Source organism: Chryseobacterium sp. 14P4.3.2 (assembly GCF_057799275.1).
In genome coordinates this window covers 283802-301161 of record NZ_JBYOKO010000001.1, presented here as the reverse complement: position 1 = coordinate 301161, position 17360 = coordinate 283802, and the positions used below count along the sequence as shown (strand labels likewise).

Genomic DNA, 17360 nt, shown 5'->3' with positions numbered 1-17360 from the left:
ATAGAGGTAGAAATTTATTGAAAAAGGATTGTATTTTGTATTTGTTTTTTTTGAAGGATTACATCCAGAACATCAGCCTCCAGCTTGAGTGCTTTTTTGTTCGGGGAAAGCAGATAGGCGTTATTTGTCTGGGATTTCACTGTGTTTTCAAACTGCATAATGGAAGTATATTTGGCATCATTAAAGACTTCCCTGTCTGCTTTGCTCATCTTGTCGTAATCTGCTTTAAAGGTACTGACTTTGTTTCTGGTCAGTAATTTTTTCTCAAGGTTTTGACTGTAGACTTGCGTAGGGACCATTTTGCCTAATATATTCTGAGCTTTAAGCTTTTCTAATCCGGCATTGATATTTTCGATCTTTTTGAAATTACAGCTCAGTTTGAGGATATAATTATCAAAATCCATGGAAGTTTTTACATTGCTGATCCCCGGAGTTCCTTTGAAAATCTGAGCAGCTTCATTGATTTTATTTTCAATTTCGGATTTTTTTGGAACTTTTTTACCATTTATGGTTTCCATTTTAGAAATCGATGCCAGCCTTGTTTTACTTTTACTGGCATTGAGAATAATAGTGTACTCTCCTGTGCCGTCCGCCTTTAGATTCACCTTATCTAAAATATCGAAACAACTCGTCAGAAGCAATAAGGGAATAAAAAGCAGGAATAATTTAATAAGATTTTTCATGATTGGGTTTAAAACGACAAAATTACTCAATTCCGTCTTTAAATCCTTACAATCTTTGATTTTCTGAACATAAATAGCGGTTTTCAGGTACTTTTTGAGGATAGAAAATGATACTGCTATTGTATTTTATGTTTTTTAAATATGCCCCTTCAGATAATCCTGACGAAGATCTTCATCCAGTTTTTCAATGGCATACCGTAAACAGGTTCTCGGCATTTCCTTATAATACAGATTCAGGTAGCTGATTAATTCTGCTTCATTTTTATTCCCCATTTCTCTTAGCAGCCAGCCGTTTGCCTTATGCATAAGATCATGCGGATGCTTCAGGTTTCTTGTCACGAATTCCTTTGTAAGGTCAAATGAGCCTTTTTTCACATAATGCATAGTTCCTACAACAGCCATTCTTTTATGCCACATCTCTTCAGACTCTGAAAGTTCTCTCAGAAGATGTTCTTTCTGGTTTTCAAAAGCATATCTACCCAGAATTTTGTAGCAGCTTGAATCTACAAGATCCCAGTTATTGACATTAGGAAGGTGATTCAGATAAAATGCCACTACCTCTTCTTTTACATTTTTATCTTTTGTTTTTTCAAACTTAGAAATCAGCATAAAAAGTGCGGTCAGCCTATGTTCATGATATTTTGAAGAAACCAGTATACTAAGCTCCTCTAAGCTTATTTTCGAATAATATTCTTTCGCTACAGACCGCTGGTCCGGAACCTTTACACCCAGAAACAAATCACCTTCACCATATTCTCCTTTTCCGGTTTTGAAGAATCTTGGAAAGAATTCGGCCTTTTCAGGAATGGATAAAACAGCTAAGGCTTCTTCTATTTCTTTGACTATACTTTTCATTGGAAACTGCTGTCAATTTTGCAATTAAACTTTTTCTTCCAGAACGCTATTTTCCTGCTCCTCCTCTTCTATTGCAATCTTTTTGGGATTGGCCACTTTAGCAATGGTAAGCCCCTGTACAATAATTGAGAATACTACTACACAATAGGTTATACTTAAAATAATTTCACTGTATTCACTTTTGGGAATAGACATTGCCAAAGCAATGGAAACCCCTCCCCGGATTCCTCCCCAGACCAATACTTTTACCGTTTGCGGACTAAAGCTCCTCCTTAGAGAGGTAAACTTGGTAGGCCCCCAAATAGAAATAAATCTTGCCAGCAGAACAACAATGATCGCCAATACACCCGGAATCATATAATGCTTCAGATCTTTAATCATCAAAAGTTCAAATCCGATGAACAGGAACAAAACGGCATTCAGAATTTCATCAATAAGTTCCCAGAATTTGATAAGATAATCCTGAGTAACGGATTTCATTTTGAAACTCCTGTTAAAGTTCCCCATAAACAATCCTGCTGCCACCATGGTCAATGGGCCTGAAATATGCATTTGTCTGGCGATAAGATAACCTCCCATCACTACGGAAAGCGTTACCAGTACAGAGATAATATAGTCATCCACTTCACGCATAAGCCTTGAAGTAACCCATCCAAGCAAAACCCCAAGCAAAAGCCCCCCACCGGCTTCTTTAAGCAAAAGCAATCCGATTGTTTCAACTCCCAGATCTACTTCCTTCCCTACCGCAAGCTGTAAGATCACAGTAAATACCACAACCGCCATACCATCATTGAAAAGGGACTCTCCGGCCACTTTCGTTTCCAGAGACTTTGATACGTTAGCCTGTTTCAGTACGCTTAAAACCGCTACCGGATCGGTAGGAGAAATTAATGCTCCAAATACAAGACAGTAGATAAAAGGAAGCTGTACACCTACATATGGTAATAAATAAAACATTCCGAACCCTACTACAAAGGTGGAAATGACAACTCCCACCGTGGAAAAAATCACTACAGGCCTGAACTGTTCCTTGAGATCATTAATGTTAATATGAATTCCTCCAGCAAAAAGCAGAAAATTAAGCATAGCGCCCATCAAAACTTCCGTAAAGTCGATACCGTTCATAAGGTTGTGAAGATGTCCGAAAGTTCTCGGAAGAACCGTTTCCCCAAACATCACAAGAAAAATAGAAACCACAATGGCAATTACCATGATCCCAATGGTACTTGGAAGTTTTAAAAATCTGTAATTAAGATAGGCGAATATAGATGCTAATACGATTAATGCTGAAAATGAATAATATAACTCCACTAAGTGTTTTTTTTAAAAGATTAATTAGTTAGTCTAAATAAAGTATTTTGATATAAGTTTGCCGGCCCTCTTTTTCCCAGATATCATACATCCCGTCTTTAGCAACTTTTGAATTTCTGGTATAATCCTGTCCTATATTCAGGATATTCAGCAGAATATATTCGTCACCCACAGAATTAACGAGATAAGCTGTTTTCTCAGATTTACCGTCTCCTGAGCTCTTTATTCCGTCTGTAAGGGAACGGAACTGATTGAGATGGTGTATGAAATTATTCCCATCTTTCATTGAATCATAGGCCCTTAGAAGGATCAGAAGGATATCCAGATTGGTAGGATCTTTATCATACAATGTTTTCCCCTGTTTGATACATTCTTCAAAGCGACCTTGCTTAAAAGCCTCTGCCAGACTTTTGAAATCATCTCCGGTAGTTAACACCTTCCCGCTTCGAAAGTTTCTCCCATAGTACAGATATTGTGATTCTATACTGTCTAAAGACTTTGGATAGCCTTTATATTTGAAAATAAGTTTCTCGTAATTGTATGGAGAATCAGGATTTTTGAGGCTTTTCTCAATAGCTTTTAAATCAACTTTTGATTTCTGGCTGAAGCCAAAAACCGAAAATATAATGAATAAAAGGAAAAAATGATATTTCATTAATTGTTGCTTTCTTCTTCGTCGTTATCGAAATATTCGAAAAGGAAATCATTGTACGGAAATCTTGAAATATGAATCTTCATTACTTCATCATAGATCATTTTTTTCATTTCCGGAAAGTTTTCCTTCGTCAAAGCGGAGATGAAAACGGTTGGATGTTTAGATTTTGCCATCCATGTTCTTTTCCACTCATCCAAAGAAACATTTCTGCGGGTTGAAGGAGTAAGATCATCGTCGTCTTTTTTATCATAGCTGAAATCATCAATCTTATTAAAAACCATAATCATTGGTTTCTGATGAGCATTGATTTCCATTAAAATATGATTTACAGATTCTATGTGATCTTCAAAACTTTCGTGCGAAATATCCACAACGTGAATCAAAAGATCTGCTTCACGAACTTCATCCAGAGTAGATTTGAATGACTCCACCAGCTGAGTTGGTAATTTTCTGATAAACCCTACCGTATCAGTAAGCAGAAATGGTAAATTACCAATTACTACTTTTCTTACTGTGGTATCTAGTGTTGCAAATAATTTATTTTCCGCGAAAACCTCAGATTTCGAAATAGAATTCATCAGGGTAGATTTCCCTACATTGGTATATCCTACCAGCGCTGCACGCACTACCTTTCCACGGTTATTACGTTGTGTAGCCATCTGCCTGTCAATCGTCTTCAGTTTCTCTTTCAATAAAGATATTCTGTCACGGATAATACGACGGTCAGTCTCAATTTCCGTTTCACCGGGACCTCTCATTCCGATTCCCCCTTTCTGGCGCTCCAAGTGAGTCCACATCCTGGTCAATCGAGGCAAAAGATATTGATATTGTGCCAATTCCACCTGAGTTCTTGCATAAGAAGTCTGTGCTCTTTGGGCAAAAATGTCAAGAATAAGATTCGTTCTGTCCAAAATTTTCACCTCCATTTCCCTTTCCAGGTTTTTAAGCTGCGAAGGAGAGAGTTCATCATCGAAAATGACTGTTCCGATCCCGTTTTCTTTTACATATTCTTTTATCTCAATTGCCTTTCCGCTTCCAATAAAGGTTTTAGAATCCGGCTGAGTTAATTTTTGAGTGAAACGCTTTTCTATAGTTGCGCCTGCTGTGAAAGCTAAAAATTCCAGTTCATCCAAATACTCCGTCAATTTTTCTTCATCCTGATTTTGTGTAATAACACCTACCAGGACAGCTTTCTCATAATTATGTTCTTTCTTTTCTAACATTAAGTTCTATCTATGTTTATGATTTTTACAAGTTAATATTTTTCCGAAAAAAAACAAAATCAATTTTTATATAATAACATATTTTAATATAAATTTAAGTTTGCATCCGCAGAATTTGGTGAAAAAGCAGTAACTTTAATTAATATTTCTCTAGTTTTTAGACATTTACGTTAAAAATTAATATCCGGACAATCATGATTACCCATATTAAATGTATGATTATTGATAATGATGAACTGGACAGGCTGGTTCTTCAGCATTATATCAGGCAGTATGAAAACATACAGATTGTCGGCTCTTTTGATTCGGCAGAAAAAGCAATTCCCTATCTCGACTCCTCTATTGATCTTCTGATCACAGAAACCCATTTAAAAGGAATGAGCGGACTGGAATTCCGCCAACTGGCTCAAAAGATTCCTGCCTGTATTTTTGTAAGTTCCCATCCGGAGCTGGCAGCCAGTGTTTTCGAGACCGATACGTTGGATTTTATTACCAAACCTTTACTATCAGAGCGTTTTCATCTTTCTATGCAGCGGCTTTTTAATTTTTTTGAAATCAAAGAAAAGTGCAAATGTTATGATGCTATGGTAGGTGAAAACTGTATCAACATCAAAGAGGGCGGCAATATTCTTCAACTTAAAATGAAAGATATCCTATACCTGGAAGCTCTAAAAGATTATACAAGAATCATAACTCTTGAAAAAAATCACTGTATTTTAAATTCTCTCGGAAATCTCCTCCAAAAGAATTTTTTTGACACTTTTGTAAGGATACACAGAAGTTATGCTGTTCCCCGCCACCTTATCCGTGGAAAAAGCTGTCATGAAATAGAACTGGCACATAAGATCAGACTTCCCATCGGCAGAGCTTACAAGGATAACCTATCGTTCTTTCACCCTTAAAACAAACTCATTGCGACCGGATTCACAAAATGCTATTGGTCTATTATTTCTGCCGTTGGTCTATTTTCTTATTATCTGATCTGGATAGGTGGTAATTTAGTCTTCCCAAAATTCCCTCTTAATTAAGTTCGTTATCAATGAATTATAAACTGTCAGCCATGGAAAAAACATTTATTTTTTATACCATTCCCCGCTCTTCTGACTTCATCCTCTATGCTCAATCAGCAAGTTCAGCAGCAGAAACAGATATATCGCGAGATATTGCCCTCATTTACTGCAGTGTAGGGAAAGCCAATAAAAGCTTCTCCAATATGGCAGGCTTCGATGAGATCAGAAAAAAACAATAAGACAGGCAGATCACAACATTATAAATTCTAGGAACACAAAGACGACATTTACCGGATTTCTCAATACTATAAATCCGGAGGAAATAAAAAACTAATCACTCTAAAAACTGATAACCAACTAAAAGCTGATAACCCAACTAGATTTTTCAAACAAAAAGAAGTCCGCGACACCGCGGACTTTTAGTATAGTATTATAATATTGCTTTTAATCCCAATCTGCTGCTACAAACTTCATTGTATTTCCTTTACCATCTGATAAGGTAAGAAAATGTCCTTCTACCAAATAGGATGTCATGGTTTCAAATTTCTTCAGAAAAGATGTTTCCAGCTTCATATCCTGACACGCCATCGTTGTACTGATGCCTGAAGATATTTTTACCTTACCTCCTTTTTTAAACTCCGAAATAAAAGACATTCTGTTACATCCCATGTAAGCACTTCCCTGAATTTTACCATCAACAATACTGGATGTCAAATTGATTTCAGCTTTCTTGGCGATCAGCTGATCTTTAGAAAAGCCATCGAAAGTGATCAGCATCCACTGTCTTTGTAGGTTAGGATTTTTACCCGGTATTGTGGAACAATTCACAACCACTCCTAATAACAAAACCGTAAAAAGTGATAATAGTATTTTTTTCATGTGAATTATCATCCCATTTTCATACCAATCCGGGACAGAATCTCGTAAAAATTAGTAAATTAGCGACACAAAAATTATTTTATAAAATGAAAAGACTATTTCTACTATTCACTTTCTTACTGGGCTTTGCTCAGATGAGGGCGGATGAGGGGATGTGGCTGCTTATGCTCATCAAAAGACTTAACGGTGTTGATATGCAAAAAGAGGGCCTACATCTGACGCCTGAAGAAATTTATTCTGTAAACAATTCAAGCTTAAAGGATGCTATCGTAAGTTTCGGTGGTTTCTGTACAGGTGAAATTGTTTCTGATAAAGGACTTATATTTACCAACCACCACTGTGGTTATGGTGCTGTTGCCGCTGCTTCTACTCCGGAAAAAGACTATTTAAAGAATGGTTTCTGGGCAATGAAACAGAAAGACGAATTCAATGCAAAGGATCTTTATGTAAGATTTTTAGTGAGAATGGATGATGCTACAAAAAGAATCACTTCCAAACTGAACGATAATATGACCGGAGCAGAGAGAAAAGCTGTGATTGACGCTGAAACTAAAGCGATCCAAACAGAAAACTCTGCAAATGGAAAATATACTGTAGTAGTAAGAGATTTCTTTAACGGAAATGAGTTCTATTATTTCGTATACCAGGATTATAAAGATATCAGATTGGTAGGTGCTCCACCTTCATCATTAGGAAAATTCGGAGGAGATACAGACAACTGGGAATGGCCAAGACATACTGCTGACTTTACGGTTTTCAGAGTATACGCTGATGCTGCAGGAAACCCTGCTGAATATTCTCCAAGCAACACTCCTTTGAAGCCTAAGCATTTCCTGCCGGTTTCTCTTAAAGGAATTAAGCCTGGTGATTTCTCTATGATCTTAGGATATCCCGGTAGAACAAACCGTTACCTTACTTCTTACGGAATTGAGCAAATGGTAAGCAAAGATTACCCGGCATGGGTTGAAGCTTCCAAATTAGCTATGGACGTAATGAAGAAATATATGGATAAGGATAAAGCTACTCAGCTTAATTATGCTTCTCAATATGCTTCTGTAGCCAACTACTGGAAGAACAGACAAGGAACGATTGATGCGGTAGAGAAAAACGGAACGATTGCTGATAAGCAAAAAACCGAAGACATCTTCAGAAAATGGTCTATGATGTCTGGAAATGAATCTTATGACGGTATTTTGGAAGACATCCAGGCTTATTATAAGCAGGTTTCTGAAAGAAATGTTGAAAGAAACTATGCTTCTCAATTCTCAAAAAATGCAAAATACATGTCTCTTGCTATGCAGGTAGGATCTGCTCTTAAGGCTTATGCTGCTCAGGATATGCAGGGAAGATTGGCTATGAAAGCTAAAACTGAAGCTGCCATTAAAGCGGCTTATGAAAATATCAATACTAGTTTGGAAGGAGAAATGCTTACTTCTATGGTAAACCTGTACCAAACAAAAGTAACCAATAAAGAAATTGCTTCTGCTACTATTTTAGGACTGGATGCTAAAACAGTTTCTAATCTGGCCTACTCTTCAATTTTTGCAAACAAAACTTCTGCAACAAACTTCTTACTGAATCCAGATCCATTGAAGCTTGATGCTGATCCACTTTGGAAAGCTGCTAACGGAATTGTTGCTGACCAAAAAATGAGCACCGAAAGATACGTTCAGGTAGATGACAATTTTGCAAAAAAGAACCGTCTGTTCTTAGCAGGATTAATGAAGGCAATGCCTGAGAAGAAATTCTATCCTGATGCTAACTCTACAATGAGATTAACTTATGGTACTGTAGATAAGCTTCCTATCAGAAATGACAGAAACTATTTCGGTATTACGGATAACTATTATACTGACATGACTGGTCTTGTTGGAAAATACAAGAAAGGTGATGAAGAGTTTGACCTTCCTCAACGAGTGATCGATCTTTATAACCTTAAGGATTTCGGACAGTATGCTGATGCTGCTGGTTATATGCCGGTAAACTTCCTTTCTAACAATGATATTACAGGTGGGAACTCTGGTTCTCCGGTAATTGATGGAGATGGAAACCTTATTGGTATCGCATTCGATGGAAACAGCGAAGCATTAAGCGGTGATATCGTATTCGAGCCTGAGTTTCAGAAAACAATCAACGTAGACGTTCGTTTCGTTCTTTGGACAATCGATAAATATGCGGGTGCAAGAAGAATAGTTGATGAATTAAAGCTTGTAAGAGATGCCAATACTCCGGCTGATACAAAATCTAAAAATTCAGGAACTACTGTAACTCCCAAGAAAATAAAGAAAAAATAATCTTTTTTGATCTATTTTTGAAACCGTGAAATTTACTTTCACGGTTTTTTTATTTTGAAGATTAAAATGACTCGGGTGATTCTGGAAGGGACAAATGGAATATAAAGATTCTTCATCACACTTGTAATTCCACTTCCAAATGCTGACTTCCACCTCCATTGGTAAAGGTGATAAAACCTTTATAATGGCTTACTTTTACCCCTAGATCATTCATTATCTCTTTAAAATAGCCTGTCCTTTTTTCACCGTAAGGAGTCTCATCTCTCTGCCAAGAAAATTGAGCTGCCTTTCCTGTTTGATTTTCAAATATTAATGTTCCGAACCTATTTATAAGTCCTAAAGATCTGATATCTATGACAGCACTTTCATTAGCTGAAAAATCTTTAGTTAATACCCTAAAATTATTCATTGAATGTTCTTTGCTTTGGGATTAATTAAAATCACAGAGAAATTATTTTCCTTTAACTTACTACAAATATCTTCCTGTACTGCGACAAAACCTGACGCATCTTTTATTCAGTAAGAAATTATTTTTATCTTTTTTGTCAGGATTAAAAAAAGGGCTCGACTATACTTTTAATAATCAATAATAATTATTAAAAATTTATTCTTATGAAAAAGACCTTTTTTAAAATCGTGGCTCCAGCGGCCGGTATTCTTGCTGCATTGGTACTTGCATCATGTGATAATTCGGAAAACAATATGATGGATACGCCATCTCAAAGGACAATTACTTTTGAAAATATAGTTACCCCAAAAGATTTTGTACAAAGCGGAAACTTCCAGGGAACAGGAACTGCTCCGGTTATTCTGCCAGGACAGTCTGTTTCTATTAAGTTCAGTGCAGGAAAAACACAGGCTTTGATGTTTGCAACGATGTATGGAGCGTCCAAAGACTGGTTTTTCGCTTCTCAACATCCTGGAATTAAACTTTTTGACATGAATGGAAATGCCATCACCGGAGATGTCTCTTCAAGTGTATTATTATGGGACAACGGAACGAAAGACAACATGACAGGGCAGCCGGAAAGTAAACCCATCATGCAGGTTTCTAATGTAAATGCCTCCCAGCTGATGAAACTAAACCTTGCTTATAATGATGTAACCTCTGAGTTTACACTGACCATTACCAATACCTCAGGCGGAACAGCCAATGAAACTCCTTTTTCACCCGGAGTATGGGCCGTTTCTAATTACAATGGATCTCAGCTGCTAAACAGTGCTCCATTTTTTACTCCTAATGCTCTTTCAAATCCTGAAATTACAGATATTGCCCAAATGGGAAATATTGATAAAATGAAGTTGAAGTTAAATGCCAATACTGGAATTATGACAGGTCTTTCTCCTGCAATTGTTGTTGTTTACCGCGGGGATAAAAATCCAATTTATGAATTGGGGAAAAGTGACAGCGGAATGGGACTAAAAGAGATTGCTCAGTCTGGAAATGTAACAAAACTTCAAAACAGTCTGAAAGCTTTATCCAATGTAAAAGCAGTATATATTGCCGGAAACGCACCAGTGACACCAGGAAATAAGGTTATGGCTGCTTTCACTGCAGACCCGGGGGATAAAATTGCTTATGCAACCATGTTTGGTTTTTCAAATGACTGGTTCTACGCCAATGAACAAAGTATCGAAGCCAATGCTAAAGGAGATCTTACTTCAAAAACTACACTATTTGATTCGGGAACCGGGATTGATCAGTATCCTGGAGCCGGAAATCATCAGGCATTGTTCGGGGGGACTCCACAGCCTGAAAACATGAACATTTCTAAAGTAGGGAGCCAATATCCGGTTCCTGCGGTGCAGAATGTGATCAAAGTAACTGTGAATTAATTTAATATTTTGCTGGATCACACCGCTCAGGCAATATGTCCGGGCGGTGTTTTTAATAGTTAACTTATATTCCGAGATATTTTAGCAAAAAAAAGCAATTTAAAAACATAAATACCAACCTCTTAAAAGTTTAAAACACAGAGTTAACTTATCAATTTCTCAGTTGAGAATCAATGATATCAGAATATTATTTAAATTTGCAAAAACAAAATACGCCTCATTTTTAATATGGACCAAAAACTGAGAGATCATGGATTTATACATATTCCATGCAATGAACTGGATATTTTTATACTTTCTGACGGCTATTTTGGTATAGGTTATCATCAGCCGATTTTAGCACCCGGAATCCCTCAAAGTCTTGTAAAAAATGAACTCCGTAATCTTTATTTATCGGAGTCTTATTATGAAGCACCTATTAACGTAATGCTTGTCAAAAAAGATGAACGTATCATTTTAGTAGATACCGGAGAGGGATTTTATGATGAAAAGCATGCAGGGCAGCTATTATATAGTCTTGCAGCGGCAGGATTTACCCCTGAGTCTATAACGGATGTTCTGATTACCCATGCTCACAGAGACCATATAGGAGGAATCCTTTCTAAGAACGGTGATTTTGTATTCCCTAATGCACATTACTACATTTCGCGCCAGGAATTTGAATTCTGGATGACTGATACACCAGATTTTCAAAAAAGTAAAAATCCTGAAGGCGGGAAACCCAGTATTCCTCTGGTCAGAAAAATCCTTTCTTCTATTGATAATCTACTTACAAAATTTGAAATGGGAGACAAGCTTTTCTCATGTATTCAAACACAGCCTGCTCCAGGGCATACTCCAGGGCATATTATATATACGGTGTATAATGGAAACCTGTCACTCACCAATGTGGTAGATATCTTTCATTCTCCTTTACTTATTGCGAAGCCGGACTGGGGAACGCAATGGGATATAGACTTTGAAACAGGAATTGAAACCCGTAAGAAAGTTCTGGAAACTTGTTACAAAAACAGAACACTTATCTGCTCTGCTCACCTTCCATGGCCGGGTATAGGGTATATAAATAAGGTAAATGATGAGTTTCAATGGGTTCCTAAAGCCTACAACAATCCATTTTTTATCAATCTTAAATTAGACCCAGAAATAAACGGGGTATAAAATACGACCTAACCTATTTGCTATAAAAAAGAGGTCCACATTATCCATTCCAAAACTCTCTGTCCAAGCTTCTGTATTGTATGGCTTCAGAAATATGTTGGGAAAGAATATTTTCTGAGCTATCCAGATCAGCAATGGTTCTGGCAACTTTAAGAATTCTATCGTAGGCTCTTGCGGAAAGATTCAGTTTTTCCATAGCTATCTTTATAAGATTAAAAGAACTTTCGTCCAGCTCACAAAAAGCTTCAATTTCCCTAGGACCAATCTGAGCATTACTACTGATGTTAAGGTTTTTATAACGTTCATTCTGAATTTCTCTTGCCTTCAAAACACGTTCACGCACATCTTTGCTTTTTTCACCTTTCCTTTTTTCGGAGAGCTGTTCAAATTCCACTTTCTGAACTTCAATATGAATATCTATTCTATCCAGAAGCGGTCCGGAAAGCTTATTCATGTACCGTTGCATTTCATATACTGAAGAGGTATTGCTGGGATCATCCGGAAAAAAACCACTTGGACTCGGATTCATTGAGGCTACCAGCATGAAGCTTGCAGGATAATTTACGGTAAAACGCGCTCTTGAAATGGTCACCTCGCGGTCTTCTAAAGGCTGACGCATTACTTCCAATACGGTTCGTTTAAATTCCGGCATTTCATCCAGAAACAGGACTCCGTTGTGGGCAAGAGAAATTTCTCCAGGCTGCGGATAGCTTCCTCCATGTCAATTACAAAAGAAAATGCTATTGGCTTACGAGTGGCAGAGTGATTACAACAGTAATCACCCGCATAAATCGTTAAATGGACTTAGTCCATGGCTCTATACGAAAGAAGTTTTAGTGTATTAGAGTATATTTTATATTTATTAACTGTTTGAAAAACGGGAAGTCTTCAATCTGATATTTCATTCTTATCTTTTGAGCCGATATCAATATGAATCCCTCCGTTTTGGAAAAATAAATGAATATTTTTTATGAATTTATAATATAATTCGATGATTAGAAATATTAAATACTATTTGATTTTATTTGTAATAATATCATGTAACCTTTTAGGGCAGAAATCAAGCTTTATCTATGAATTAAAATATAAACCTCATACTGACAGTAAAAAAACGGAGGCCATAACTTATTACCTAGATACAGATAAAAACTTATCACTATTTCGTTCAATAATGTTCCGAAAATCAGATTCATTAGCCGTTAAAAGAGGATATCCTAATGGGTTTGATACTGAATTTAATAATAAGCAACTCTATGTGAAAAAAGATACTAAAGCAAATACTATTTTAAAATACGTATTCATTCCTATAGTATATTCAACGTTTGCCATAAAAATTAATGATAAGCTCGATTGGGAAATATTGCCTGAAAAACAAAAAATCGGAAATTATTTTTGTCAAAAGGCTAAAACTTCTTATGGAGGTAGGATCTGGAATGCTTGGTTTACATCTGAAATTCCAATTTCTGACGGTCCTTATATTTTTAATGGTTTACCTGGCTTAATCATAAAAATATATGATGAAAAACAAGATTATGAATTTGAACTGGTACAGATCAAAGATTTAAAATGGAAAGAATTATATCCCTCAAAATATCAGAAATTGATTACTTGGGATGATTTTCAAAAAATACAAACCGACTTTTACAATAATCCTTTATCTACACTTAAAAAAGGAGATATTTTAAATGAAGATGCATCTGGCAACATTTCTGAAGCAAATCACAGAGATATGAAAGAGTCTATTAAAAAAAATATTATAAGTAAAAATAATCCAATAGAATTAAATTATAAAGTAGATTTCAAATAAAAATAGTCTGAATTGAATTCTATTTATTAATTCCATAGTATTTTATAGCCATTTCTTTTAAAGGATTTATACTCCATTCTTTCCATTCTTCCGTATAAGGATCATAGCCACATTTCAAAGGTTTAGAAGTATCTAAACCTTCTTTGTTTTGATGAGTTTTTTCAGTAAATGCTCGGCAGTCTGTACATATATAACGAAATTCGCAGTCTTTGCATATCTCAACATATATATTATCCAGTCAAAACAAAGGCTATGAAATAAAAAAATATCGTTTTAAAGTAACTCATAGCTTATCACAGTAATTCTTTGCCGTTGCTTTACTTCTAAGCATTCCAAAACTCTCTGTCCAAGCTTCTGTATTGTATGGCTTCAGAAATATGTTGGGAAAGAATATTTTCTGAGCTATCCAGATCAGCAATGGTTCTGGCAACTTTAAGAATTCTATCGTAGGCTCTTGCGGAAAGATTCAGTTTTTCCATAGCTATCTTTATAAGATTAAAAGAACTTTCGTCCAGCTCACAAAAAGCTTCAATTTCCCTGGGACCAATCTGGGCATTACTGCTGATGTTAAGGTTTTTATAACGTTCATTCTGAATTTCTCTTGCCTTCAAAACACGTTCACGCACATCTTTGCTTTTTTCACCTTTTCTCTTTTCAGAAAGCTGTTCAAATTCCACTTTCTGAACTTCAATATGAATATCTATTCTATCCAGAAGCGGTCCGGAAAGCTTATTCATGTACCGCTGCATTTCATATACTGAAGAGGTATTGCTGGGATCATCCGGAAAAAAACCACTTGGACTGGGATTCATTGAGGCTACCAGCATGAAGCTTGCAGGATAATTTACGGTAAAACGCGCTCTTGAAATGGTCACCTCACGGTCTTCTAAAGGCTGACGCATTACTTCCAATACGGTTCGTTTAAATTCCGGCATTTCATCCAGAAACAGGACTCCGTTGTGGGCAAGAGAAATTTCTCCAGGCTGCGGATAGCTTCCTCCACCAACGAGTGCTACGTCTGAGATTGTATGGTGAGGAGCTCTGAAGGGCCGAACAGTCATGAGGGATGATTCGGTTCCCATTTTACCTGCCACGGAATGTATCTTTGTGGTTTCCAGCGCTTCTTTTAAGGTAAGTGGAGGCAAGATACTTGGAACTCTTTTGGCAAGCATTGTTTTTCCACTTCCCGGAGGTCCGATCAGGATAATATTATGCCCACCGGCTGCGGCAACTTCCATAGCTCTTTTGGCTGTTTCCTGACCTTTAACTTCAGAAAAATCAAAGGGGAAATTATTAATCTTTTCATGAAATTCTTTTCTGGTATCCAGCACTACTTTCTCAAGAACCTTTCCTTCGTTAAAAAAGTCAATCACCTCTTTAATATTTTCCACTCCATATACGTCAAGATCACTCACAATAGCTGCTTCTCTCGCATTTTGAACAGGAAGAATAATTCCTTTAAAGCCTTCTTCTTTTGCCTGAATAGCGATGGGTAAGACTCCTTTGATGGGCTGTAAACTTCCGTCCAGCGAAAGCTCTCCCATAATGATATAGTTTTGAATTTCTTCAGCTAGAATTTGATCTGATGCCGCTAAAATTCCAATAGCGATACTCAAGTCATAAGCAGAACCTTCTTTTCTAAGGTCTGCCGGAGCCATATTAATAGTAATCTTTTTCCCCGGAATCTTGTAGTTTACATTCTTCAATGCAGCAGAAATCCTGTAACTGCTTTCTTTAATAGCATTATCAGGAAGTCCAACCAAGTGATACCCTACTCCTCCGGTATCTACATTTACTTCAATAGTTATGGTCTGAGCGGAAACACCATGAATGGCACTTCCATAAATTTTGATCAACATAAGTACTTTTTGAAGTAAATATAAATAATATACTATTTTGAAAATCTGTAAGATAAGCTGCTTATTTTCTACAAAAACAAATAAATTAAAAAAGATATTAATAAAAGGAGTATTAAAATTTTACCATCAGCGCTATTTAGGCTTGCATGTAATTAAGATAAGCTCGCTCCTTAAGTACGCTAAAAATTTTAGGATAAAATAGGCTTTACGAAGCTTTTTAAAGTCTCAAACTCCGGGGAATTTGTTCAACGGATCTATTTCTCTTTGGAGAGATCACTTTGCCAAGTAATATTCTAGATCACTTATCATAGTTGCTTCTCTATCTTTTGTTCAGGAAAAATCATTCCATTAACGTCTACAATTATTACTATCATGCCAGAACTTACCTTAAAAACGGCATCTTTTTGCCGGTCTCTCTTTTATCCTGAAATAAATATCAAATCTCATAAATCCTAATAAAAGTCAGGTTTTGAAGGTAAAATAAAGCATCGCGTTGTTTAGAATTATTATAAATAAAACTATATTTGTATTTTATTTATTTTTAATAAGACTAAATAGTAATAATAACCGTATAAATGCAGCAAGTCGTTAAAAAGAAGTCTAAGGGAACCTTCAAAAAATATATTTTGAAAGCCCACCTCTGGCTGGGACTTCTTTCAGGTATCATTGTTTTAATCGTTTCTTTATCAGGTGCATTTTTTGTTTTCAATGAAGACATTACTTCTGCATTGCGTAAAGAACATTCATATCATGGAGAGAAAGATATCCAGCATAAAAAGCCTATTCCTATACGCGAGCTAAAAGACCTCGTCAATGATCAACTGAAAAACGAAATCGTCAAAACAGATGATGTCACCATCCCTATGGACCCTTCCCGCTCCTACCAGTTCGGACTGATTAAAATCAATCCTGATGGGTGGAACCACTTTAACACCTTTATTGTTTATAAAAACGTTTACGTAAACCAATATACCGGAAAGGTACTCGCAATCTATGATGTAAAAAACAATCCATTCTTTATCAGTATGATCCTACACCGCTCATTGCTCCTGAGCAATAAAATTGGAGGTACTATTGTGGGAGTATCTACCATTATCTTTGTGGTAATGCTGATTACAGGGATTATCCTATGGTGGCCGAAGAACAAAAAGATGCGCAAACAGCGTCTATGGTTTCGCTGGGAGAAGGTAAAAGGCTGGCGCCGCAAGAACTACGATGTACATAATATACTGGGCTTTTATGCCTCCTTTCTAGCCATTATTGTTGCTATTACAGGGATTATGTATTCCTTCCGTATTACCCAAATATGGTTATATGCATTACTCAATGGCTTTTCCACTGCTACACCAGATTACAGTAAGTACAAAACAACTGCTCCGGAATCTGTGGAAACAGCAACAACTATAGACCGCATCATAGAACAGGTAAAAATCCACTACCCAAAGGCATATTCCTTTGGAATTGACTTGGAAGATCATGCTGACGCTGATCACCAACATGATAACCTAAGTGTCTGGATCAAAGAAAAAGAATTCACTTATGCCGAGTCTTCAATGATGATTTTTGATGAGCATTCGGGGAAACTTCTGTTTAGCCGCCCGCATCAAGACAAGCCCATGGCAGAAAGAGCTACAGATGCCACCTATGATCTGCACGTGGGTGCTTTCTTTGGAATGCCGGGAAAAATACTGGCGTTCATAATGAGCTTATTCTGCGCTTCATTGCCGATAACCGGGTTTATGATCTGGTGGGGCCGGAGAAATAAAAAGAAAACAACAACCTAAATCCAT

The 17360-nt window shown here is 36.6% G+C and carries 15 protein-coding genes and 1 pseudogene; 7 read left to right on the top strand and 9 right to left on the bottom strand.

Annotated elements, in window-relative coordinates:
- Nucleotides 1–14: 14 nt before the first annotated feature.
- From AC27VX_RS01410 to hflX, 5 genes are all read right to left on the bottom strand, one after another.
- Nucleotides 15–683, bottom strand: a complete 669-nt coding sequence (locus AC27VX_RS01410) for a hypothetical protein (RefSeq protein WP_236856821.1) — start codon at nt 681–683, stop codon at nt 15–17.
- A gap of 135 nt (nt 684–818) precedes the next feature.
- Entirely contained in the window at nt 819–1538 is a 720-nt protein-coding gene (locus tag AC27VX_RS01405) for a DNA alkylation repair protein (RefSeq protein WP_488693499.1), read from the bottom strand.
- Between the two features lie 24 nt (nt 1539–1562).
- Nucleotides 1563–2849 carry a cation:proton antiporter gene (locus tag AC27VX_RS01400; protein ID WP_236856819.1) on the bottom strand — a complete coding sequence of 429 codons (1287 nt, stop codon included), beginning with the start codon at nt 2847–2849 and terminating at the stop codon, nt 1563–1565.
- A gap of 28 nt (nt 2850–2877) precedes the next feature.
- The gene (locus AC27VX_RS01395) at nt 2878–3504 is read right to left on the bottom strand and encodes a DUF4919 domain-containing protein (RefSeq protein ID WP_488693497.1); all 627 of its coding nucleotides are present in this window, start codon (nt 3502–3504) and stop codon (nt 2878–2880) included.
- Nucleotides 3504–4727, bottom strand: coding sequence for a GTPase HflX (gene hflX, locus AC27VX_RS01390; protein ID WP_236856817.1), 1224 nt, complete (start codon nt 4725–4727; stop codon nt 3504–3506). The genes AC27VX_RS01395 and hflX overlap by 1 nt, the downstream gene beginning before the upstream one ends.
- Nucleotides 4728–4921: 194 nt before the next feature.
- Here hflX and AC27VX_RS01385 point away from each other — a divergent pair, with 194 nt between their 5' ends.
- Nucleotides 4922–5629 carry a LytR/AlgR family response regulator transcription factor gene (locus AC27VX_RS01385; protein WP_236856816.1) on the top strand — a complete coding sequence of 236 codons (708 nt, stop codon included), beginning with the start codon at nt 4922–4924 and terminating at the stop codon, nt 5627–5629.
- 158 nt (nt 5630–5787) lie between these two features.
- Nucleotides 5788–5976 (top strand): hypothetical protein, encoded by a 189-nt coding sequence (locus AC27VX_RS01380; protein ID WP_236856815.1) that lies wholly within the window; start codon nt 5788–5790, stop codon nt 5974–5976.
- Nucleotides 5977–6181: 205 nt separating this feature from the next.
- On the opposite strand, the gene AC27VX_RS01375 is transcribed toward AC27VX_RS01380, so the two are convergent.
- Nucleotides 6182–6616, bottom strand: coding sequence for an META domain-containing protein (locus AC27VX_RS01375; protein ID WP_488693494.1), 435 nt, complete (start codon nt 6614–6616; stop codon nt 6182–6184).
- 86 nt (nt 6617–6702) lie between these two features.
- Here AC27VX_RS01375 and AC27VX_RS01370 point away from each other — a divergent pair, with 86 nt between their 5' ends.
- Nucleotides 6703–8910: a S46 family peptidase gene (locus AC27VX_RS01370; RefSeq protein WP_236856813.1), complete on the top strand. Its 2208-nt coding sequence runs from the start codon at nt 6703–6705 to the stop codon at nt 8908–8910.
- 115 nt (nt 8911–9025) lie between these two features.
- On the opposite strand, the gene AC27VX_RS01365 is transcribed toward AC27VX_RS01370, so the two are convergent.
- A complete protein-coding gene (locus AC27VX_RS01365) occupies nt 9026–9319 on the bottom strand; it encodes a hypothetical protein (protein ID WP_488693492.1) in 294 nt (97 codons plus the stop codon).
- Nucleotides 9320–9522: 203 nt separating this feature from the next.
- On the opposite strand from AC27VX_RS01365, the gene AC27VX_RS01360 reads away from it, so the two are divergent.
- The gene (locus AC27VX_RS01360) at nt 9523–10746 is read left to right on the top strand and encodes a spondin domain-containing protein (RefSeq protein WP_488693490.1); all 1224 of its coding nucleotides are present in this window, start codon (nt 9523–9525) and stop codon (nt 10744–10746) included.
- Between the two features lie 228 nt (nt 10747–10974).
- Nucleotides 10975–11904, top strand: coding sequence for an MBL fold metallo-hydrolase (locus AC27VX_RS01355; RefSeq protein ID WP_488693488.1), 930 nt, complete (start codon nt 10975–10977; stop codon nt 11902–11904).
- Nucleotides 11905–11944: 40 nt separating this feature from the next.
- Here the strand turns inward: AC27VX_RS01355 and AC27VX_RS01350 are convergent.
- Nucleotides 11945–12622: pseudogene (locus AC27VX_RS01350) on the bottom strand (YifB family Mg chelatase-like AAA ATPase); the annotation flags it as partial.
- Between the two features lie 273 nt (nt 12623–12895).
- On the opposite strand from AC27VX_RS01350, the gene AC27VX_RS01345 reads away from it, so the two are divergent.
- Nucleotides 12896–13711 carry a GLPGLI family protein gene (locus AC27VX_RS01345; protein WP_488693486.1) on the top strand — a complete coding sequence of 272 codons (816 nt, stop codon included), beginning with the start codon at nt 12896–12898 and terminating at the stop codon, nt 13709–13711.
- 323 nt (nt 13712–14034) lie between these two features.
- On the opposite strand, the gene AC27VX_RS01340 is transcribed toward AC27VX_RS01345, so the two are convergent.
- Complete coding sequence (locus tag AC27VX_RS01340; RefSeq protein WP_488693484.1) at nt 14035–15570, bottom strand: YifB family Mg chelatase-like AAA ATPase; 1536 nt, start codon at nt 15568–15570, stop codon at nt 14035–14037.
- Between the two features lie 575 nt (nt 15571–16145).
- Between AC27VX_RS01340 and AC27VX_RS01335 the strand changes: the two genes are divergently transcribed.
- Nucleotides 16146–17354, top strand: a complete 1209-nt coding sequence (locus AC27VX_RS01335; protein ID WP_488693482.1) for a PepSY-associated TM helix domain-containing protein — start codon at nt 16146–16148, stop codon at nt 17352–17354.
- The last annotated feature ends 6 nt before the right edge of the window (nt 17355–17360 follow it).

Bases quoted from the DNA above. Each gene is read 5' to 3' on its own strand.
- AC27VX_RS01410 (WP_236856821.1), bottom strand. From the start codon at position 683: ATGAAAAATCTTATTAAATTATTCCTGCTTTTTATTCCCTTATTGCTT.
- AC27VX_RS01405 (WP_488693499.1), bottom strand. From the start codon at position 1,538: ATGAAAAGTATAGTCAAAGAAATAGAAGAAGCCTTAGCTGTTTTATCC.
- AC27VX_RS01395 (WP_488693497.1), bottom strand. From the start codon at position 3,504: ATGAAATATCATTTTTTCCTTTTATTCATTATATTTTCGGTTTTTGGC.
- hflX (WP_236856817.1), bottom strand. From the start codon at position 4,727: ATGTTAGAAAAGAAAGAACATAATTATGAGAAAGCTGTCCTGGTAGGT.
- AC27VX_RS01385 (WP_236856816.1), top strand. From the start codon at position 4,922: ATGATTACCCATATTAAATGTATGATTATTGATAATGATGAACTGGAC.
- AC27VX_RS01380 (WP_236856815.1), top strand. From the start codon at position 5,788: ATGGAAAAAACATTTATTTTTTATACCATTCCCCGCTCTTCTGACTTC.
- AC27VX_RS01375 (WP_488693494.1), bottom strand. From the start codon at position 6,616: ATGAAAAAAATACTATTATCACTTTTTACGGTTTTGTTATTAGGAGTG.
- AC27VX_RS01370 (WP_236856813.1), top strand. From the start codon at position 6,703: ATGAAAAGACTATTTCTACTATTCACTTTCTTACTGGGCTTTGCTCAG.
- AC27VX_RS01365 (WP_488693492.1), bottom strand. From the start codon at position 9,319: ATGAATAATTTTAGGGTATTAACTAAAGATTTTTCAGCTAATGAAAGT.
- AC27VX_RS01360 (WP_488693490.1), top strand. From the start codon at position 9,523: ATGAAAAAGACCTTTTTTAAAATCGTGGCTCCAGCGGCCGGTATTCTT.
- AC27VX_RS01355 (WP_488693488.1), top strand. From the start codon at position 10,975: ATGGACCAAAAACTGAGAGATCATGGATTTATACATATTCCATGCAAT.
- AC27VX_RS01345 (WP_488693486.1), top strand. From the start codon at position 12,896: ATGATTAGAAATATTAAATACTATTTGATTTTATTTGTAATAATATCA.
- AC27VX_RS01340 (WP_488693484.1), bottom strand. From the start codon at position 15,570: ATGTTGATCAAAATTTATGGAAGTGCCATTCATGGTGTTTCCGCTCAG.
- AC27VX_RS01335 (WP_488693482.1), top strand. From the start codon at position 16,146: ATGCAGCAAGTCGTTAAAAAGAAGTCTAAGGGAACCTTCAAAAAATAT.